We start from the raw sequence: 18,882 nt of genomic DNA, 5'->3' as shown, positions 1-18,882 counted from the left end.
TAAAAAAGCCAGATCATCGTTGATCTGGCTTTTTACTATTTAGACCGTTGCGAATTACTTCGCTGGCGTTTTGATGGTTGCCAAAGTCTCACGCAAGGCGATATCAACAGCAGAAATGAGCAATTGATCTGGTGCTTTACGGCATGCTACATCGATGCGCTCACCAAATTGCTTACCCGCCTCGAGTTGATCAGGGAAAGTCTCATCACGGCTTTGCAATAAATAGCCGGCCATGGTTTCTACTGCATGGAAAAATTTATCTACTGATTTGCCCGATTCTAACCACATTTCGGTACAGCTCAAATGTGCAACATCTTGCAAGCTTGGCAGAGTAGCGGGTTTAGCGTCTTTTGCTGCAGCAAAAGGTGACAATAGCGCTAGGCTCAAAGTAAGGGCGATAAGTTTCATGGTAAAAGCTCCAAAAAATAATGAATTAATGATTAATAATGGCGCCAGCTGCACCGCCAGCGACGGCGCCTTTTAAGGCTCCACGTAAACCATTACCGGCGATACCGCCAATCACAGCCCCAACTACCGCACCTTTTTTAGCACCGCGCTGGGCACGACGACCACGATAACCATCGCTGCTCACTGCGGCCAAACCACCACCAATTGCAGCGCCGCCTAAAGCACCTTTAAGGCCATTACCCGCCGCCAAGCCAAGTACGCCACCAATCACAGCGCCTTTAGCTAAACGATTGTCATTGCGCGCCTGCACCGGCTGGGCTAAGGCCAACACCAAAGGCAAGGCCAACAGGCAACGAACTAAAACTTTCTTTTGCATGACTAGCTCCAATTAAAATATTTTTCAATTCATCCTGATGCTGCATCCAATTTGGCAAGTGCTAAACGGAGCGCCAAAGAGCGGCGTGTAGATCGACTGAGTTTAGTACGAAAATAAAATCCCAAAAATGCAGCGGTCCCCAACGGCCGGAATTAGGCGATCGGATCAGCAATTTGGGATTATTTGGGTAATGACGAGATCTACGACTTGAACAACATCGAGGTGAATACTTTAGATTGGCCGATCTTAGGTGAGCGACAACGCAACAACAAGCCGCAGTGACATTTCGCACACCACGATGACAAATCCAATTTGTTTAGAATTTTTTGGGTAAGGGCTTCAAAATATGAAAACGGCCACGCTCATCTTGCTCGATATAGCCGCCTTTTTTCAGCTCAGCCAGCATCCGATTGACCATTTCTCGAGACAAACCAATCCGGGCTGCAATCTCTTGCTGGCTTAAATCCAAACCCACTTGATTAGGGCTCGCTTGTGCATTTCGTTCCAACCAGCCCAAAAAAGTACGTAATTTTTGATAACCACTGGCATGGGATAACAAATTTACAAAATTGAGCAAAAATTTAACACCAGTGGCGAGCTCCTTGGCGCAGGCTTGCCAAGCCAAAGGATATTCGCGCAAAGCCTGAAGCAAATCGTCGATGCCAATCAGCAAATAATGGCTATCAACCGCACTGGTCAAACAGTAGGTATTTATGCGCTCATTAAATAACATTTGCAATCCAGCAATTGATCCCGCCGGCATATAGCCATATAAAAAAGCGCGTTTGCCCAGATCTTCGTTCGCTGTAATGGCTAAAATACCGCTCGATAAAAACAAAATATGTTCGCTTTTAGCGCCTTCAGTGCAAATCACGGTATCTGCCTTCACATGCCGCTCAATCCCGCCTTGCACCAAACGCTGCCGAATTTCAGTTGGAAATTCATTCAGTAATGGAAACAAAAACGGCAAAAACGGTGGTGCTGCAACAGATTCGCTCATATCACTCACATTCATTCACACAAATTGATGATTCACTTTAAATACAAATAACGGTGGCACCAAACAAAAAGCCAGATCGACGATCTGGCTTTTAGCATTTACCGCCATTCAGTTACGCAATCGGCATTAAGCCATTGCAGGTAATGAATAACCTTCGATTTTGGCGCTAGTTACCAATTTGCCGAGGTAATCATGCATTGCTTTGCGGCCAGCCATATCAGTTAAGAAGGCTTGTAGGCGTTCTTTCACTTCTTCAAATGAAACGCTTTCGCCTTCGCTACGCGCAGTCACTTCAATGATGTGGTAACCAAATTGCGTTTCTACCAAGGTAGGCACAATCACACCCGCTTCAGTCGAGAAAATCGCTTCTTCAAATTCTGGCACCATTTGACCACGGCCAAATTGACCCAAGCTACCGCCTTGCGCGCTTGATGGGCAAGTTGAATGTTCGCGAGCCAAATCAGCAAATTTGCTTGGATTGGCCAATACATCTGCCAACACACCTTCCGCTTTTGCTTTAGCGATGCCAGCAGTCAAGCCTTCGCCCAATGGGAACAAGATGTGGTTAGCTGAAGCCATTTCGCCACGTGTAAAGCTTTCTGGGTTGCTATTGTAAAAATCAAGGCAGGCCGCTTCGTCTGCTTCTTCAACAGGAATCGCTTTTTCTAGCAAAGTGCCGATGATTTCTTCAGTTGTTGGTGCAGTGATGCCTTCTTTTTTGGCTGTTTGCAATAATAATTCACGCAAAATCAATTCTTGGATTGCCGCATCGCGCGGGCTTTCTGCTTCGGCGTGTTGCGCCAATTCGCTTTCGATACTTGCTTCGCTGATTTCAACGCCGTTTACGATAATCGCCATGATTAAATCCTATCTTTGGGTATAAAAAACCCAGCATCAAGCTGGGTTATAAAATAATTGCTCAATAGCTTACCCGTATTAGTTATGGGTGAATATGCCGAATATCAAGTGCTAATCGAGGCCAACTTTTAACGCATCAAACCAATCAATAAATCGCTTCACATCCGCACCACGGTAAATCGCCCCATGCTGGGGACACAACAACTCAATATCCAGCTCGCGCACTTTCTCAATCCAGCGCTTTTTAGCCGTATTACTGCCCATCCAGCGACGATGAAAACCTTCGGCGTAACGAATATGATGATCGAAATCTTCAACAAACAACGACGCATGCGCATCAGGCAATAAAGCGGCGCCAATGTCACCGCAGAACAATAATTTGCAAGCTGGATCGTATAAATGAAAATTACCTGAAGAATGTAAATAATGCGCCGGCACAATCGTCAACGGTGCTTCGCCTAACATCAAGGTGCCGCCCTCGTCGGGAATACCAATAATGGTGTTGTCTTCACCACCAAAGTGCGGAATAAAACCACTCCACAAGCCAGAGACATGACATTTAATCTGAGGATTAAAATCATGCCACAGACCCAAAGAAGAAATCACATCGGGGTCTTGGTGCGAAGAAAAAATCCGTTGAATCGTGCGCGGATCAACGACTTCGGATAACGCGGCAAAGACCGCCGGAAAAACCTCAGAACCACCAGGATCACAAAGAATACTGTCGTTGCCATTGGTCACAACATATTCATTGGTATCAATCAAATAATTTGGGCGGGCTGGATCACGCGAAATGGCGAACCAACGATGATCAGCAGCACTGGCAATCAATTGAGCTTTTTTCATTCGGCAAGATCTCAGGCAAGGTTTTGGGTGATTTGGCGTAACGCATCAAGACGCGGTAAGACCGTGGTTATTTTTTGGGCAAACTCTTCGGATAACTCAGCCAAAATGGTGCGTAATTCACCGCTATATGCGGACTCAATGCGAGCAGAACGCGCTAAAACCAAACCAAAAGTACAGGTTTGATATGCATCATCAAGGCATTCGCCAAATTTACTTCCCCCTTTAAACACCACCATTTTATTGCGAGTTTTTTCCATGGCTGGGGCGAGTAAATCAGCGACCTCTGCTGAAAATGCAGCAGCATCGGTTAAGCGCGCCAAACGTCTTTCAGCTTGCAAACGAGTGGTTGCCGAATTGAGTAATTCTTGCGCTAGTAAACCAAGTCGATGCATTTCAGCCTGAAGTGCCAAGCTTAAAGAGCGCAATTCTCCTGAGATAACACCAAAACCTCTGGCATGCACCCCCGCTTTTTTGGCCAAAATAATGGCATTTAAGCCCATTAAATTGATTTCAAAACAGCTGACGACCACCTCTTTGACTTCTTCATGAATCAAAACCGACTGTTGTAATGCACTAACGCCACTGATATGTGGATCCATAAGGGCGCCTCACTATTTAAGGGTAGCTTCTTTATAGTTGCAGCCTAGCCGGTAGCGCAAAATATCCTTTCAAAAATACTCTACTAACCCACAAATAAAAAAACACAAACTAAACATTTGGCGTAAGTCAAAGATTCAGCGGCAACCTTGATTCCTCGCTGATCTATAGTGACAAATGAAAGCATACCGAAATGTTGCTACCTAAATTGCATGGAGAAATGTCATGAAACTAAAAAGCTTATGCCTTGCCAGCCTCTTATTAGTCAGTACATGGTGTGCTAATGCAGTGGAAGCGCCTAAAGGCAATGTCGTATTAACCTTGAGCGGCAATATTAGCCAACATAATCAAGGCGACAATTTAGTGCTTGATGACGCACAACTGAATCAATTACCACAAAAAAGCATTCGAACGAGCTCACCTTGGTATAACGGCGTTCATACATTTACTGGGCCTTCACTAAAAGATGTGCTGGCCCTCGCTGGCAGCAAAGGCAAACAGCTTAAATTAAAAGCCATTAATGATTACACCATCATCATACCCAGCAGTGATGCTGATCTAGGCCCAATTATCGCCAGAACCATCGATGGCAAAGCGTTTAGCGTTCGTGATAAAGGGCCGCTATTTCTTATCTATCCTTTTGATAGTAATAAAGAGCTGCAAAATAGAACTTACTTCTCGCGCTCGATCTGGCAGCTGGTTTCCATAAAGGCTGAATAAAACCATGCGGCTGAAGCCTCTGAGTAAAGGCCCACTTTCAGTCATTGCGATTGTGGTGCTACTCATTATTGTCAGCACGATGCTCATGCTGAACAGGCAATATGAAGTACTACAAAAATCATCCCGCATCGGGGCTGATAGTGATGTGTGGGCCTATGCCCAATTAGGCTATGAATATTTTCGCCTCACCGACCAAGTAGAACACCTATTGAGCGAGCCCAACGCAGAACAAATCAACACCTTGCAAATGCGCTATGACATTTTTGTTAGTCGCGTCGATGTCATTACCAATTCGTCGTACGTCGGAAATGACGATAGCGCGATGATTCAAAATAATTTAAAAACATTACACGCATTTATCAAAAAAACCGATCAATACCTCGGGCCCAATGTTCCGCTGAAATATAACCACGAAAGAATAATCGAACTTAGAAACGATCTGAGTCAATTGCAAAACATCATTTTAGACATGATTCAAATTGCCAAAGACAACACGCTGCATAACGCAGAAAATTACGCTAACACCCTGAAAGAGCAATCTGCGGTCATTTCCGGCATGATTTTATTGCTACTTGGGCTAACGATTGCATTCACCTTATTGCTGTATCGCCAATATGGCTTAGAGCACAAACGCAGCAAAGATTTAGAAACCCTCAATAATGCCCTTGCCTGTGCCACCTCTCGTGCCGAACAAGCTAGCCAAAGCAAAAGTGTTTTTTTGGCCAATATGAGTCATGAAATCCGCACCCCCATGAACGGAATTTTAGGGATGCTTGACGTTTTATCGACCATGGAGCTTAGTGAGCAACAAAAAGACTACGTCGTTACCGCACGCAGTTCAGCGCAACATTTATTGGCTTTACTGAATGATATTTTAGATTTATCCCGCCTTGAATCAGGCAAAATCGAGCTTGAAGCGATTCCCTATTCTCTGCATCAATTACTTCGCGAATGCATGCGCTTAATGCGAGTGCGCGCCAATGAAAAGAAAATCAATCTGACATTAGCATTAGCCGAAAATACGCCAGAATGGCAGCTTGGCGATATTGTTCGGGTACGACAAATTCTACTCAATTTGCTCGGTAACGCGATTAAATTCACCGAAGAAGGCGAAGTCGGTTTCTGCGTTTCCTGCAATCAAAAAGACATTATATTTATCATTATTGACACTGGGATCGGCATGACCCCAGAAGGCTTGTCTCGATTATTTAAGCGCTTTCAACAGGCCGAAAAAAGCACCGCTCGCCGCTATGGCGGCACAGGTCTAGGGCTAGAAATATCGCTGACGCTGACTGAATTAATGCAGGGGCACATTGATGTGCAAAGCAAATTAGACGTAGGCAGTCAATTTACCGTGCTATTACCTCGCCATGATTGCGCAGCACCTGAAATCACCGCGCCAACCATAAAGACCGAAAAAACGGGCGCCAGTCTGTCCATCCTTGCTGCCGATGATAATCCCATCAATTTAAAAGTCGTGGGCGCGATGCTGGCCAATTTAGGCCATCAAGTCGACTATGCCAGCGATGGCGCTGAAGCGCTGGCCATGATTCAGCAAAAACACTATGACATGATACTGATGGATGGCCATATGCCAATTATGGATGGACTTGAAGCTGCCCGACAAATTCGTCAATTAGGTGGCGATTATGCCCAGATTCCGATTATCGCCCTCTCGGCTGATGCACTGGCGGAATCTCGCTCTGAATTTATCGCCGCCGGAATGAATGACTTTTTGGCCAAACCCGTTTTACTCAAGACGCTGGAACAAACCATTAACAAAAATCGCCACACTTAAGTAACCCATTCTCAATGGGTATATCGGTAAAGCCAATATATTAAATAGCCTTGAAAGACATACCCACATCTAAAAAATAACGCTTTTTATTCCTTCTTCGCCGGTGCCCGATACCATTGCTCTACCGGGACGAGCTTTTCTTGCTCGGGGTCAGCGCGATAGTTTGGCGACATAATTTGAATGCCATAGGTATTAAACACGTCTTGAACCTTGCCATTTAAATCGTGCAAGATTTCCATCCGCCGCTGCGGCTCATCGAGCGCCACGCGTAAATGATATTCCACATAAAAATCCAGCAAGCCGGTTTGAAATACCCTTGGTGGCGGGTCCGCGCGAACGCCAGCAGTTTGCTGCGCGGCCATCAATAGCATCGCCTCAACCTGCCGCCAAGCCACGTCATAGCCAATGGTCACAACAATCTGTGAAATCACCCCGCCGTTGGTGGCCAAGCGTGAGTAATTAACGACGTTTTGCCCAAATAACACCGAATTAGGAATGCTAATCTCTTCACGTAAATTGGTATGAATCTTGGTCGCAAACAAACCAATATGCGCCACAGTGCCTTCGGTATTGCCAATTTGCACAAATTCACCCTGCTTGAGCGATTTGGAGTAAACCAAAATAAAGCCGCTGGCAAATTGCCCCACCACGCTTGAAGCACCGAGCGACACCATTAAACCAAGAATCACCGACAAGCCTTTAAATGCCTCGGTGTTTGCACCCGGCAAATACGGGTAAATCATTGCCAAGGCTAACAGCCAAATCAGTACTGATAATATGCGCCGCGTCGTACCGGCAGTATCACGATCAAACCAAGCAAAGCTCAGCTCGCCGCGTTCAATGCGATTAAAAAAGAATGCCATCAACATCGATAAATAACGGGTACACACCACAATAAACGCCACGACTAACAAACCAGGCACGGCATCAAGTACCGCCAAGCCGGCTTTGCCCAAAAAGCCAAAAATCGTGACGTTGAGATTCTCACTCCAAGCGCGAGTGAGTGGAAACTGCAAAAACACATAGCTTGCCCAGCTATACAGCAAGGACAAAATCAGCAGCCCCAAGAAAATCCGCACCACCCATTGCAAAGACTGATTTAAAGATGCAATGGTCACACCGACGGTGTTTTTCGCGACTCTCGCAATCGGCTGGGCTAAATAGCTATGCCCTAATTTCAGCATTCGCGGCCGAGCACGGCTTAAAATCCACAAACCTAAAAACAGCACCACCGAAGCAACGAGGGTATGTAATCCGGCAAATAGTAGTTGCTTCGGATTATTTAATTCACGGCGATCATTGATCAACATACTGAGCTGTTCAGTCGCCTTCTCAACGACAGAAACCATGGTTTCACCAGCCAGCTCATTGACATCACCGGGCTGAATCGTAAACACCATTTGTCCATCGAGCAAAATCGCCACGCCAACCCCAGGTGGGATCACCGGCATTGAGCTGACTTTGCCTAAGCCTTTGGTTTTGATAATGCGCGCCAGGCGTAATTTAGCCGCCTCAACGCGATCTCTTTGCGTATATGAAGAAATGCCGACGCGAAACACTGCCAAAGTACGGTTGTCCACCGTTAAAGGTAGTGCCTCATTGTCTTCATTTTGGCTGGCCTCGGTATTGGCAAGGAATGAATTTTCCTCAGCCGCGTAAGCCAAACTCGTCCATGCCAGCAGCAAGATGCAGATTAAGCCGACTATTTTTCTCATCATATCCACCTATTGATTGATCACACCGTGACATAACCGCTTCACCGATTGTATCGGTATATCGCCGATTTGCTGGCTAAAAATACGTCGTTTGCATCATTCTCCCATCAACAACCTTACTTGTTTATTTTTGTCGTAGAAATTAATCTAGGAAATGGCCATTGCCTAGATAAATCCACTAGCAATAATCACAACAGTATTTTGTTGCCGACTCAGATAAAATTGCTGGCTAAATCATCAGGAGAATCGCATGCACAGCAATCGCCCCTTTCCACACACTCGCTTGCGCCGCATGCGCCGCGATGACTTTTCACGGCGTTTAATGCGTGAAAACAGCTTAAGTGCCAATGACTTTATTTTGCCGGTGTTTGTGTTAGATGGAAAAAACCGCGAAGAAGCCATCGCCTCTATGCCCGGCGTCACGCGGCAAAGCCTCGATAAACTGTATTACACCGCGGAAGCAGCCGTAAAACTGGGCATTCCCGCTTTAGCTTTATTTCCAGTGATTGAGCCGCAGCTTAAATCACTCGACGCTGCCGAAGCCTGGAATCGCCGTGGTTTAGTGCCACGGGCGCTCGAAGAACTGAAACGCCGCTTTCCTGACCTAGGCTTAATTACTGATATTGCGCTTGATCCGTATACCATTCACGGGCAAGACGGCATTATTGATGAACACGGTTATGTGTTAAATGACGAAACCGTAAATGCGCTGATACGCCAAGCTTTATGCCATGCCGCAGCCGGTGCTGATATGGTGGCACCATCCGATATGATGGATGGCCGCATTGGCGCGATTCGTGCCGCTTTAGATCGTGAAGACCATATTCACACACGGATTTTGGCGTATTCAGCCAAATACGCTTCAGCGTTTTACGGTCCATTCCGTGATGCGGTCGGTTCATCGGGCAATTTAGGTAAGGGCAATAAATATACCTATCAAATGGACCCCGCCAATAGCAATGAAGCCTTGCATGAAGTGGCACTCGATTTGGCCGAAGGCGCTGATATGGTGATGGTCAAACCCGGCATGCCGTATCTCGATATCGTTCGCCGCGTGAAAGATGAATTTAAAGTGCCAACCTTTGTGTATCAAGTTTCCGGTGAATACGCCATGCTCAAAGCGGCCAGCCAAAATGGCTGGCTCGATGAGCAAAGTGTGGTGCTAGAGAGTCTTTTGGCGTTTAAACGCGCGGGTGCCGATGCAATTTTGACTTACTACGCACTCGATGCCGCGCGCTGGCTGACGCAAAAGTAAGGTCAAGGTATTTTTGGCCTAAATTTTAGGTATTGTTTCGGCGCGACGTCGCCGCACTCAATGATTCAATGACGCTGTCCTGATTCCATAAATGGGCAGCGTTATGCTTCACGTCCAAATTCTTATCGATCACCTGCGGCAACATCTCGGGCCGAATCAATTTCCTAGTCAACTCGAGGCGAGCTACCCCAAGGTCTTGGCGCGCATTATGCAAAGCTGGGAGCAAAACCAGCTCGATGCTTGCTTTAATGATTTACTAATCCAAGGTCAGCAAAAACAAGATGGCTTTCCCAAAGCGATAGCCACCGAGATTTTTCGCCTACAAGTGGCACTCGATGCCTTGCCCGCACAAACTGCCGATCTATGGGGGCATATTCCCCCCATCAAAATGGACCCCGATGCGAAAGCCATCTTGACGCAACACGGCCATAGTGTGAGTCAAAAAGGCCTACATCAAGCCATAGAGCAGCGGCATTATCATTTATTACCAGTGTTTATCCGCGCTGGAATGCCAATCGAGCAACAAGATGAAGCTGGCTGGACGCCAATTATGCATGCCTGCTTTGCCGGAAAACTGGATATTGTGGTGCAATTAATTGCCCTCAAAGCCAATCTACACGCCAAAGATCGGCATGGTTATACCCTACTGCATTGGGCCGCACTCAATGGCAATGCCGAGCTGGTGAAGCTCTTAATGGGCCACCAACTGAATGTGCAACAAGCCAGCGACAAAGGCATTACGCCATTAATGCAAGCCGCTGCCGGTGGCCATCTTGCCGTTATGCAACTCATCATTCATCACAGTGGTACGCTGGGTATCAATCGTCAAAGTCAGGAAGGCTGGACTGCGCTGCATAAAGCAACGGCAAATCAAAAATTTAATGCCGCTATTTGGCTAGTACAGCATGGCGCTAATCCACATCTGCGTAATCAACAAGGTGATTCAGCCTGCGCTTTGGCACTCAAACTAAATCAATTACGCCTGTATGATTTGCTAAATGAATACGCAGATCGTCAAAATATTCAAGGTGAATGGCAGCTAGGCTAAAAAGCGGCATAATCAGCAAGAATATAAAAATGATTACCCCTAACCAAATGAGATGCTCTATCCATGCTTGAAGCCATTCTTGCCTGCCTTGCTGTTGGCCTTGTTGCTGGATTTTTAGCCGGTTTATTAGGCGTAGGCGGCGGTTTAGTGATTGTTCCGGCTTTATTGTGGGTCTTTCATTGGACCGGTGTCGCCCCCGAGCATCAGCAGCACTTAGCCATTGGCACTTCATTAGCGACCATCATTTTTACTGGCGCCGCCAGTGTCCGAGCGCATGCGCAAAAAGGCGCAGTGCGTTGGGATATTGTGCGGCAGATCAGCCTTGGCATTGTGCTCGGTACGTTTATTGGCGCGCAAATTGCCGCTTGGATTTCGGCGGTGCATTTAAAGTGGCTGTTTATTATTTTTGCCTATGTAATTGCCGCGCAAATGCTGCTGGACCTCAAACCCAAGCCGACTCGGCAATTGCCCAATGTATTGGGAATGAATCTGGTAGGCAGCGGCATTGGCATGTTGTCGAGCTGGGTGGGGATTGGCGGCGGCTCTTTATCGGTGCCCTTTATGACGGCGTGCAATGTGCCGGTTAAAACGGCGATTGGTACTTCGTCAGCGATTGGGATTCCAATTGCGATTGCTGGGGCGCTGGGTTTTATCGTTAGCGGTTGGTCGGCGCAACAACTGCCGTCAGGTAGCTTGGGTTTTGTCTATTTACCGGCGCTATTGGGGATTGTTTTAGCCAGCTTTCCAATGGCCAAAGTCGGCGCAGCAGCGGCGCATCGCTTGCCAGTGCCGGTGCTCAAAAAATGCTTTGCCGCCCTTTTAATCGTCTTGGCGAGCAAAATGCTAATCAGTTTGCTTTAAGTGCTAAAGCGCCATATTGATCGAATCAATGGACATCATAATGCAGAAAAAACTATTAGGTATACTCACCTACGCTTTTATTTCTATGGCTTATGCTGAGATACCCTCTAGATCAATCCAGCTACAACTACCCAATCAACAGCAGATTGTCGTCAACGAAGGTGAGCTCGAGCCGCGCAGCATCGGCAGCTACGCCATTCGACTTTATGCTGGCGGCAGTAGCGAGTTTCCATTTGATGTTTTTCTCAGTGGACAAATTCAGCCGCGTGATGGCAGCCTTGCGCGTGTCATCAATGCCGATATCAATGGCGATGGCATTGATGAGGTGATGGTGGTGTTTCGCTCAGCCGGCAGTGGTGGTTATTTAAGTGCCGATGCCTTTAGCTGGCAAAATAATCAACTTCAATGGCTTGCTGCTGTCAAAGACTTAGCGCCCAATGCCGAGCTGATTCAAGCTTTTGCTCAGCACAAAAAGTAAAACAACTCATTTTGACAAGCAAAAAAAAACGGCCGTAGCCGTTTTTTTTCGTTGGCTATTTATTGCCCAGGGTAGGCAATAGCGAGTTCGCTATTAATTAATTGCTTTAATTGCTCATGACCAAACTTCGTCAACGGCTTGTTGTTGACGTAAAAACTTGGCGTTTTAGTAATTTGTAATGCCTTCACATCAGCGCGATCTTGTTCAATCACCGCCATCACTTTCGGCTCATTCATGTCTTTACGCATTTGATCAAAATCGAGGCCTAAATGCCCCAAGTGCTGCCAAACCGTTTCTGGCGCAGGCGCATGATGGCTGGCCCACTGATCTTGCGTAACAAACAAAGCTTCTAAAGCTGGCCAAAATTTGCCTTGTGCACGTGCGGCTTCCAAAACTTGCGCCACATAATCCGAGCCTTGATGGAAATTAGCATAACGAACCGTCAGCTTAATTTTGCCCGGATGGCTATTGATAATGTTTTTTACAAAGGGGTAAAACTGACTGCACGCTTCGCAAGCGGGGTCCATAAATTCAACAATATGCACTTTGGCATCGGCTGGGCCATAAGTAATGGATGAAAAGCGATTTAACGCGGCGCTGTTTTCTACTGCCAAATTTTGCGATTGATCGGCGCTTTTATTGGAATACACCACGGCACCAATAATAAACAAAGCCGCCATCGCGACCACACTGGTGATCACAATCAGTGAACGTTTCATTTTTTAAATCCTTTAGAAATCTTTAATAGCAAGCCGATCATCAACGAAAACGCCACCACCGACATCAGTGGGATCGTGATAAAGCCAATCAGTTCCAAATCAATCTTCGCGCATGACACTTCGGCTGTACACGGCTGCATTCCTTCTGGAATCACCCCGCTGTAAATCAATAAATGATAAAAAGCGAACAAGCAACCAATCACCGCCAGCGGCAAAGCATAACGCGTAACGCGGCGATCTAAGGGAAATAGCGCCACGCTAAAAATCACCAACAAAGAATACATCGGAATCCGCTGATACCAGCACAAAACACACGGTGGAATATGCATCACTTCGCTAAAAAACAAGCTACCAAAGGTGGAAGTAGCCGCAATCAGCCAACAAATAAATAAGCAATACCACGCGCCGTTTTGGGCTGAATCTGACGATATATCGGTGCTTTGCGACAAAATAATCCCTTCGCCGATTGGCGTAACTCATTAAAGTAAGTAATCGGATGGCATGATACAAAAACCATGCTGGATATATCTATGATTTATTTACCAAAAGCTAAAGATATATCGCCAGCTCACGCACCAACCTTGCCGTTGCACCACGATGCGCGTTAGAAAACTGAACTCCAGCCACGCTCATCTGTTGCCGCGCGGTTTGATCCAGCAGCAATTGCTGCATTTTATCCATGATCTCAACCAAGTTTTGCCCTTGCCAAGCAGCCCCCTCAGCTAAGGCCGCTTCCGTTGCCGCGGCAAAATTAAAGGTGTGTGGCCCAAGCAATACCGGACAACCCTGCGCGCAAGCTTCGATAAAATTCTGGCTACCAAAGGGAAGCAGCGAGCCCCCCATAATACAAACATCACTCGCGGCAAACCAGGCCGCCATTTCACCCATGCTGTCGCCCAAAATCACATCCGCCGCAACCACCTCTTGCCATTGACTACGCCGCTGAAGCGCCAAGCCATGGCTGCGAATTAAATCGGCCACGGCATCAAAGCGCTGTGGATGACGCGGCACAATAATCAACAACGGCGCTGCCGTTTGCGCGTACACGCTCTGCCATTGCGCTAAAAACGCCGCTTCTTCACCTTCTCGGCTCGACGCCAATAGCACCAGCGGACGGTTCGATTGCTGAAGTAACGCGGCGCGCCAAGCTTGGCCACGCGCGACAATGGCGGCATCGTTGCTATGATCAAATTTAACTGAGCCCATCACCTTGGGGGCTGGCGCGCCCAAAGCGGCAAGTCGTTCGGCATCGGCTGGCGCTTGCGCCAATACCAGCGACCATTTGGCCATGGCTGGCGCAATCAATGCCGAAATTCGCTGATAAGCCCGGAACGACGCAGCCGAAAGTCGCGCATTGGCCAGCACCAGCGGGACCTTGGCTGCGGCCGATTCATGCAGCAAATTCGGCCAGATTTCGGTCTCCATCACCACGCCGCATTGCGGTCGAAAGTGCTGTAAAAACCGTCGAATCGCCGCCGGATAATCGTAGGGTAAATACACAATGGTGGCAAAGTCGCCAAATAAAGCCTGCGCGGTTTCTCGTCCGGTTGGGGTCATACACGTCAACAACAAAGGGCGATGCGGTGCGGCAATACGCAGCGCCTGAATAATCGGCGCACAAGCGCGCATTTCACCCACCGACACCGCGTGCAACCAAATCGGCTTTTGGGTATTATCCTGCAGACCTTTATTAGTAATACCTACAGAGTAATACCCTAAACGCTCAGCCCAAAACTGCCGATAAGCAGGCTGCTTTTTGCTGCGTTTGAGCAGATAAAGCCAAATCAGCGGGAAACCCAGCCACAGTAAGATGCGATACGCCCAGCGCACCATCACGGCAAACGCCCACCGGCCGACGTGGCTTCCCACACTTGATCAACAGTCGGTGGTGTGCCATTGCCACCTAAATTTAACGCAAACGTCGCCGCTTTTACGCCGGTTAACGCCGGCTCTGAAGCGCAAAATATCGCCACCACCGGCACTGCAACCGCCGCCGCTAGATGCGCTAAGCCGGTATCAACCCCCACCACCACTCGGCTGCCCGCTAGCATGACCGCGGCATCGGTTAAACTGAGCTTAGGCGGCACCAACGCCAGCGGCAAAGCCGCAGCTAAACGTTCGGCCCGCTGTTTTTCTCGAGCATTGCCCCAAGGAAAAACCGGTCGCAAGCCCGCAGCAATACAGCGCTGCGCCAGCGCAATCCAATGCTCTTCTGGCCATTCTTTATCTTCGCGACTGGTTGCCGTTAGCAGTACGGCATACGGTGAGCGCCCTAGCCATGGCAAATCTTGCAATGGCACTTTTAAGCCGTAATCGAGCTCACCTTGCAAGGCATAACCATTCGCAGCGGCGGTCAAGCGCCGATTACGTTCAATCGCATGTAGATTTTTAGGTACCGAGTAACGGCGCTGATACGCCAAGCTCGCCCAAGGCTCACGGCAAGAATGTCGATCAAAACCCGCCACCGGACCGCAGGCTAAACGCGCAATGGCGGCGCTTTTAATTAAGCCTTGCGCATCCAGCACCAAGTCGTAGCGACAAGCATGGATTTCAGTTTTAAATTGCGCCCATTCGGCCCGTGTTGCCGCTGCCATTGGTGATTTACGCCAACGCCGTAGCGCCACCGGAATAACCCGCCGAATCGCTGGATGTAACCGTGGCAGTTCGGCAAAGCCTTCTTCGACCACCCAATCGATCACGGCATCGGGGTATGCACGCAGCAAGTCGGTAATCGCTGGCAATTGATGAATTACGTCGCCCATCGACGAAAGGCGAACAATGAGTATTTTTTGCATTGTTATATTCTAACAGGGACGGACAAATCCAGCTTTGTGAACAAAGCAACACTAGCCCTTCATCTAAAAAGGTCTAATATTCATAAAACGTCAGCGTGACATAAGGATTCATACCGTCTGTGACTTATCAATTTATTAAACACAACCGAGAGCAAGCCATTAAAGCGCTGCGACGCCGCAATTTGACTATGTTTTGCTTACCGACTTAAGGTTTAATTCTATGTCTATTATTATTGCCTTATGTATAGGATTGGCGGTCGGTCTATTACTTCAGGCCAATAAAGTACGCCAATTGCGCCAACGATTATCAGAACAACAATTACGTGATTCACTCACCGGATTATATCAACGCCCCCATTTATTTACGCTATCGGCGCGCGAAGTGAATCGTGCCCAGCGTAGCCAAAGCAAAATGGCCGTGTTGATCGCCGACATGGACCATTGCGCCGAAATCAATGCCACTCATGGCTTGCAGGCTGGTGATCTGGCGCTGAAACGCTTGGCCGAATGCGCGCTCAAATCGGTGCGAGACTTTGATTTAGTCGGCCGCTATTCTGGCGAAGAAATCGCTTTAGTGCTGCCCGACACGGATTACAAAGGCGCGATGGTGGTGGCTGAACGGCTACGTAGCAAGGTCAAGCAAATCCCCATCACGCTACCCAATCAAGCCGAATTTTATATTTCGATTACCATCGGGCTTGCGGCGCTGGATATGGAAACCGAAACCTTTGAAGACATTTTAGTCGCGGCTGATTCGGCACTGCAAACTGCCAAAAAAATGGGCGTTGATCGGATTGAGGCCTTCCCCGCCTCGATCCCCGTTATCCCCAAGGTCTAATTCATATCTCAGTGATTGCTGCCGTTTTTAAGCATTGATCCGCACTTTGCTACGCCACCTGCAAGCACCAGCACTAAAAGCTTGATCAACAAACTTGCTCAGTCTTGTGCGAGCCGTTAAAGTCAGGCGATCTTGTATTGGATCACGCAATGAAAGCCATCGCCAACGACATCGCCCTCGCTGCACAAGCCAGACAAAGCCAACTCACTAAACCACTCGGTAGCTTAGGTCGCTTAGAAGATATCGCCATCTGGTTTGCTGGCCGCACAGCACAAAGCATTCCTAAACGCCTCCAACCTGCAATTTGCATTTTTGCTGCCGATCATGGTGTGGCAATCGAAGGTGTTTCGGCTTTTCCTGCCGAAGTGACAGCACAAATGGTGGTCAATTTTATGCATGGTGGCGCTGCCATTAGCGTTTTGGCACGAGAAAACCAAGCCTCGCTGAATGTGATTGATGTGGGTGTCAAACATGACTACCCCAATCCGATCAATAGCCAAGGCAAGCTGTTTCGCAGCCCGGTGTGTGCTGGCACGGCCAATTTACGCGTCACGGCAGCGATGACTGAAGCGCAGTGCCAAAAAGCCTGGCAAATCGGCGCTGGCAGTGCCCTGCATGCGATTGAAAATGGCAAAAATTTATTAATCGGTGGCGAAATGGGCATTGCCAATACCACCGCCGCCGCCGCGTTGATTTGCGCACTCACCGATCACGCCGCTGATGAGATTGTCGGCCTTGGCACCGGCATTGAGCTTGCCGCACGCCAGCATAAAATCCAAGTCGTTAACGACGCATTGGCCCGCGCCAAAGCGGCAGGCGCCCATAGCCCACTCGATTGGCTGCGTGAAGTCGGTGGTTTAGAAATCGCCGCACTCGCTGGCTATTACACCGCCGCCGCTGAAGCCGGAATTCCGATTTTACTCGATGGTTTTATCACCACCGCCGCGGCTTTAGTCGCCGTCAAAGCCAAGCCCGAAGTCGCCGATTGGCTGTTGGCCAGCCATGTTTCGCAAGAGCAAGGCCACCGCGCCGCACTGGCGGCGCTGAACTTAACACCGCTACTCGATCTGGGTCTGCGTTTAGGCGAAGGCAGTGGCGCAGCCTTGGCCTTACCGCTATTACAATCAGCACTCACTTTACACCGCGAAATGGCCACCTTTACTGAGGCCGGTGTCGCCGCTGGAGCAATGTAATGGCTTTTCGCCTCACGCTGATCCGTCATGGCGTTGCCCAAGGAGCTGAGCAGGCTATTTTTGGCCACAGCAATCCTCCGCTTTCGACCTTAGGGCGCGAGCAATTAGCGGCGCGTTGGGCCGAGCTGTCCGCCCATCCGGTCGATGCGATTGCCAGCTCAACCTTGGCCCGCGCGGCTGATTTTGCCCTTGATGCCGCGATGTCACTCGGCATTGCGCTGCATTTAGAGCGCGGCTTTGATGAAATGAATCTGGGCAGCATCGACGGCAAAGCCAAAGCCGATTGGAGCGCTGCAGAACACGCCGCTTGGGATGCTTGGCAACACGATCCCGCCGCCCACCCTTTACCCGGTGGTGAGACGTGGGATGCGTTTAATCTGCGGGTGCAAACAGCACTCAATACTTGGATTGCCAGCGGCGAAGCCGAGCACCGGGTTTTGATTGCCCATCAAGGCACAATCAAAGCGATTTTGCTCAGCGCACTGGGTTTACCCGCCGCAAGGCATAGCCAATTTTGGCTAGCCCCGGCGGGCTGCATTACGCTGTGGTGGGATCAAGATTGGCCACCGATGATTTTAGGCATCCAAAATCATTTGCCGGACGCACGCTAATGTGGCGCTTTGACTGGCGAATTCCGGCCTTAGCGGTGCAATTTTTAAGCCGAATTCCAACGCCAACCATCCCCAATTTTGATCCCAAACTTTTGGCGCAAGCCGTCGCTTGGTTTCCTGCCGTTGGCGCGCTAATTGGCGCGTTTTTATTGACTGCTGTGTATTTCACGGCGCTGGTTGACCCTTGGTTGGCGGCCATCTGTGGTTTGCTGATCTGGGTTTGGATTACCGGTGGCTTGCATCTAGATGGTCTAGCCGATATGGCCGATGGTTTAGGTGCGGCGCATCGTGATCCGGCGCGATTTTTAGCGGTACTCAAAGATCCGCATCTGGGTAGCTTTGGCGTACTCTCGCTCATCATGCAATGTTTGCTGAAACTCATCTTGCTAATGCTATTGATCCGCCAGCAACAATGGGCCGCGCTCATTTTGATTCCTGCTTGGGCGCGCAGCGGCGTATTTTGCTGGCAAACGCTACCGGCGTTAGCGCCCGGTATGGCTGAGCAATTTGCTTGGCAAAATCCGCGGTTATTGGCGCTGTTTTGGTGGCTCGCATTACTAATTGGTGCGGCGGTATTTAGCCCGGCACTACTGCTGGCCCCCTTGGTATTACTCGGCTACCGGCAATGGCTCAAAGCCAAACTAGGCGGCGTGACTGGCGACTGCTTAGGTGCGGGCATTGAAATTTGCGAAAGTGGATTACTCCTGATAGCCGTACTGAGCGCAGGTATAATCGGCCACTGATTCGATTACTTACAGAGAGCATT

The 18,882-nt window shown here is 48.7% G+C and carries 21 protein-coding genes; 10 read left to right on the top strand and 11 right to left on the bottom strand.

The annotated features are described in order from the left end of the window. Positions 1 to 54: 54 nt before the first annotated feature. The 6 genes from HQN60_RS06860 to HQN60_RS06835 all read right to left on the bottom strand — a co-directional run bounded on the left by HQN60_RS06860 (position 55) and on the right by HQN60_RS06835 (position 4,087). Positions 55 to 408 (bottom strand): hypothetical protein, encoded by a 354-nt coding sequence (locus tag HQN60_RS06860; RefSeq protein WP_173532942.1) that lies wholly within the window; start codon positions 406 to 408, stop codon positions 55 to 57. Positions 409 to 433: 25 nt separating this feature from the next. Continuing rightward, positions 434 to 784: a YMGG-like glycine zipper-containing protein gene (locus tag HQN60_RS06855; RefSeq protein ID WP_173532941.1), complete on the bottom strand. Its 351-nt coding sequence runs from the start codon at positions 782 to 784 to the stop codon at positions 434 to 436. A gap of 316 nt (positions 785 to 1,100) precedes the next feature. Next, a complete protein-coding gene (locus tag HQN60_RS06850; protein WP_173532940.1) occupies positions 1,101 to 1,784 on the bottom strand; it encodes a Crp/Fnr family transcriptional regulator in 684 nt (227 codons plus the stop codon). A 126-nt stretch (positions 1,785 to 1,910) separates the two neighbouring features. Continuing rightward, positions 1,911 to 2,642, bottom strand: coding sequence for a peptidylprolyl isomerase (locus HQN60_RS06845; RefSeq protein ID WP_173532939.1), 732 nt, complete (start codon positions 2,640 to 2,642; stop codon positions 1,911 to 1,913). 111 nt (positions 2,643 to 2,753) lie between these two features. After that, the gene (locus HQN60_RS06840) at positions 2,754 to 3,488 is read right to left on the bottom strand and encodes an oxygen-binding di-iron domain-containing protein (protein WP_173532938.1); all 735 of its coding nucleotides are present in this window, start codon (positions 3,486 to 3,488) and stop codon (positions 2,754 to 2,756) included. A gap of 11 nt (positions 3,489 to 3,499) precedes the next feature. Continuing rightward, on the bottom strand, positions 3,500 to 4,087 hold the full coding sequence (locus HQN60_RS06835) for a hypothetical protein (protein ID WP_173532937.1): 588 nt from the start codon (positions 4,085 to 4,087) through the stop codon (positions 3,500 to 3,502). A 223-nt stretch (positions 4,088 to 4,310) separates the two neighbouring features. Between HQN60_RS06835 and HQN60_RS06830 the strand changes: the two genes are divergently transcribed. Together HQN60_RS06830 and HQN60_RS06825 are read left to right on the top strand one after the other, a co-directional pair. After that, on the top strand, positions 4,311 to 4,805 hold the full coding sequence (locus tag HQN60_RS06830) for a putative pterin-binding protein (protein WP_173532936.1): 495 nt from the start codon (positions 4,311 to 4,313) through the stop codon (positions 4,803 to 4,805). Positions 4,806 to 4,809: 4 nt separating this feature from the next. After that, positions 4,810 to 6,603, top strand: coding sequence for an ATP-binding protein (locus tag HQN60_RS06825; protein WP_173532935.1), 1,794 nt, complete (start codon positions 4,810 to 4,812; stop codon positions 6,601 to 6,603). 86 nt (positions 6,604 to 6,689) lie between these two features. Here HQN60_RS06825 and HQN60_RS06820 read toward each other — a convergent pair whose 3' ends face one another. Then, on the bottom strand, positions 6,690 to 8,321 hold the full coding sequence (locus HQN60_RS06820; RefSeq protein WP_173532934.1) for a mechanosensitive ion channel family protein: 1,632 nt from the start codon (positions 8,319 to 8,321) through the stop codon (positions 6,690 to 6,692). Positions 8,322 to 8,568: 247 nt separating this feature from the next. Here HQN60_RS06820 and hemB point away from each other — a divergent pair, with 247 nt between their 5' ends. The 4 genes from hemB (at position 8,569) to HQN60_RS06800 (ending at position 11,960) form a co-directional block, all read left to right on the top strand. Continuing rightward, complete coding sequence (gene hemB, locus HQN60_RS06815) at positions 8,569 to 9,573, top strand: porphobilinogen synthase (protein ID WP_173532933.1); 1,005 nt, start codon at positions 8,569 to 8,571, stop codon at positions 9,571 to 9,573. Positions 9,574 to 9,676: 103 nt separating this feature from the next. Next, a complete protein-coding gene (locus HQN60_RS06810; protein WP_173532932.1) occupies positions 9,677 to 10,621 on the top strand; it encodes an ankyrin repeat domain-containing protein in 945 nt (314 codons plus the stop codon). Positions 10,622 to 10,684: 63 nt separating this feature from the next. Next, positions 10,685 to 11,482 carry a sulfite exporter TauE/SafE family protein gene (locus HQN60_RS06805; protein ID WP_173532931.1) on the top strand — a complete coding sequence of 266 codons (798 nt, stop codon included), beginning with the start codon at positions 10,685 to 10,687 and terminating at the stop codon, positions 11,480 to 11,482. Between the two features lie 40 nt (positions 11,483 to 11,522). Next, complete coding sequence (locus HQN60_RS06800) at positions 11,523 to 11,960, top strand: PliI family lysozyme inhibitor of I-type lysozyme (RefSeq protein WP_173532930.1); 438 nt, start codon at positions 11,523 to 11,525, stop codon at positions 11,958 to 11,960. Between the two features lie 59 nt (positions 11,961 to 12,019). On the opposite strand, the gene HQN60_RS06795 is transcribed toward HQN60_RS06800, so the two are convergent. The 4 genes from HQN60_RS06795 to waaC form a co-directional block, all read right to left on the bottom strand. After that, a complete protein-coding gene (locus HQN60_RS06795) occupies positions 12,020 to 12,679 on the bottom strand; it encodes a DsbA family protein (protein WP_173532929.1) in 660 nt (219 codons plus the stop codon). Then, positions 12,676 to 13,128, bottom strand: coding sequence for a disulfide bond formation protein B (locus HQN60_RS06790; RefSeq protein WP_217390284.1), 453 nt, complete (start codon positions 13,126 to 13,128; stop codon positions 12,676 to 12,678). The genes HQN60_RS06795 and HQN60_RS06790 overlap by 4 nt, the downstream gene beginning before the upstream one ends. 100 nt (positions 13,129 to 13,228) lie before the next feature. Beyond that, positions 13,229 to 14,512: a 3-deoxy-D-manno-octulosonic acid transferase gene (locus HQN60_RS06785; protein ID WP_173534633.1), complete on the bottom strand. Its 1,284-nt coding sequence runs from the start codon at positions 14,510 to 14,512 to the stop codon at positions 13,229 to 13,231. Further along, positions 14,512 to 15,474: a lipopolysaccharide heptosyltransferase I gene (gene waaC / locus HQN60_RS06780; RefSeq protein WP_173532928.1), complete on the bottom strand. Its 963-nt coding sequence runs from the start codon at positions 15,472 to 15,474 to the stop codon at positions 14,512 to 14,514. Before waaC ends, HQN60_RS06785 begins: the two co-directional genes overlap by 1 nt. Before the next feature lie 220 nt (positions 15,475 to 15,694). Here waaC and HQN60_RS06775 point away from each other — a divergent pair, with 220 nt between their 5' ends. The 4 genes from HQN60_RS06775 (at position 15,695) to cobS (ending at position 18,859) form a co-directional block, all read left to right on the top strand. Then, entirely contained in the window at positions 15,695 to 16,312 is a 618-nt protein-coding gene (locus HQN60_RS06775; RefSeq protein WP_173532927.1) for a GGDEF domain-containing protein, read from the top strand. A 149-nt stretch (positions 16,313 to 16,461) separates the two neighbouring features. Next, complete coding sequence (cobT, locus tag HQN60_RS06770) at positions 16,462 to 17,505, top strand: nicotinate-nucleotide--dimethylbenzimidazole phosphoribosyltransferase (RefSeq protein WP_173532926.1); 1,044 nt, start codon at positions 16,462 to 16,464, stop codon at positions 17,503 to 17,505. Further along, on the top strand, positions 17,505 to 18,116 hold the full coding sequence (locus tag HQN60_RS06765) for a histidine phosphatase family protein (protein ID WP_173532925.1): 612 nt from the start codon (positions 17,505 to 17,507) through the stop codon (positions 18,114 to 18,116). Before cobT ends, HQN60_RS06765 begins: the two co-directional genes overlap by 1 nt. Continuing rightward, positions 18,116 to 18,859: an adenosylcobinamide-GDP ribazoletransferase gene (cobS, locus tag HQN60_RS06760; RefSeq protein ID WP_173532924.1), complete on the top strand. Its 744-nt coding sequence runs from the start codon at positions 18,116 to 18,118 to the stop codon at positions 18,857 to 18,859. The genes HQN60_RS06765 and cobS overlap by 1 nt, the downstream gene beginning before the upstream one ends. The last annotated feature ends 23 nt before the right edge of the window (positions 18,860 to 18,882 follow it).

Origin of the sequence: Deefgea piscis (assembly GCF_013284055.1) — a bacterium.
Lineage (GTDB): Bacteria > Pseudomonadota > Gammaproteobacteria > Burkholderiales > Chitinibacteraceae > Deefgea > Deefgea piscis.
The sequence above is the reverse complement of the archived record's forward strand: the minus strand, read 5'-3'. Positions and strand labels throughout refer to the sequence as shown.

Bases quoted from the DNA above. Each gene is read 5' to 3' on its own strand.
- HQN60_RS06785 (WP_173534633.1), bottom strand. From the start codon at position 14,512: ATGGTGCGCTGGGCGTATCGCATCTTACTGTGGCTGGGTTTCCCGCTG.
- HQN60_RS06795 (WP_173532929.1), bottom strand. From the start codon at position 12,679: ATGAAACGTTCACTGATTGTGATCACCAGTGTGGTCGCGATGGCGGCT.
- HQN60_RS06805 (WP_173532931.1), top strand. From the start codon at position 10,685: ATGCTTGAAGCCATTCTTGCCTGCCTTGCTGTTGGCCTTGTTGCTGGA.
- HQN60_RS06830 (WP_173532936.1), top strand. From the start codon at position 4,311: ATGAAACTAAAAAGCTTATGCCTTGCCAGCCTCTTATTAGTCAGTACA.
- waaC (WP_173532928.1), bottom strand. From the start codon at position 15,474: ATGCAAAAAATACTCATTGTTCGCCTTTCGTCGATGGGCGACGTAATT.
- HQN60_RS06840 (WP_173532938.1), bottom strand. From the start codon at position 3,488: ATGAAAAAAGCTCAATTGATTGCCAGTGCTGCTGATCATCGTTGGTTC.
- HQN60_RS06845 (WP_173532939.1), bottom strand. From the start codon at position 2,642: ATGGCGATTATCGTAAACGGCGTTGAAATCAGCGAAGCAAGTATCGAA.
- hemB (WP_173532933.1), top strand. From the start codon at position 8,569: ATGCACAGCAATCGCCCCTTTCCACACACTCGCTTGCGCCGCATGCGC.
- HQN60_RS06835 (WP_173532937.1), bottom strand. From the start codon at position 4,087: ATGGATCCACATATCAGTGGCGTTAGTGCATTACAACAGTCGGTTTTG.
- HQN60_RS06800 (WP_173532930.1), top strand. From the start codon at position 11,523: ATGCAGAAAAAACTATTAGGTATACTCACCTACGCTTTTATTTCTATG.
- HQN60_RS06810 (WP_173532932.1), top strand. From the start codon at position 9,677: ATGCTTCACGTCCAAATTCTTATCGATCACCTGCGGCAACATCTCGGG.
- HQN60_RS06855 (WP_173532941.1), bottom strand. From the start codon at position 784: ATGCAAAAGAAAGTTTTAGTTCGTTGCCTGTTGGCCTTGCCTTTGGTG.
- HQN60_RS06775 (WP_173532927.1), top strand. From the start codon at position 15,695: ATGTCTATTATTATTGCCTTATGTATAGGATTGGCGGTCGGTCTATTA.
- cobS (WP_173532924.1), top strand. From the start codon at position 18,116: ATGTGGCGCTTTGACTGGCGAATTCCGGCCTTAGCGGTGCAATTTTTA.
- cobT (WP_173532926.1), top strand. From the start codon at position 16,462: ATGAAAGCCATCGCCAACGACATCGCCCTCGCTGCACAAGCCAGACAA.
- HQN60_RS06825 (WP_173532935.1), top strand. From the start codon at position 4,810: ATGCGGCTGAAGCCTCTGAGTAAAGGCCCACTTTCAGTCATTGCGATT.
- HQN60_RS06820 (WP_173532934.1), bottom strand. From the start codon at position 8,321: ATGATGAGAAAAATAGTCGGCTTAATCTGCATCTTGCTGCTGGCATGG.
- HQN60_RS06860 (WP_173532942.1), bottom strand. From the start codon at position 408: ATGAAACTTATCGCCCTTACTTTGAGCCTAGCGCTATTGTCACCTTTT.
- HQN60_RS06850 (WP_173532940.1), bottom strand. From the start codon at position 1,784: ATGAGCGAATCTGTTGCAGCACCACCGTTTTTGCCGTTTTTGTTTCCA.
- HQN60_RS06765 (WP_173532925.1), top strand. From the start codon at position 17,505: ATGGCTTTTCGCCTCACGCTGATCCGTCATGGCGTTGCCCAAGGAGCT.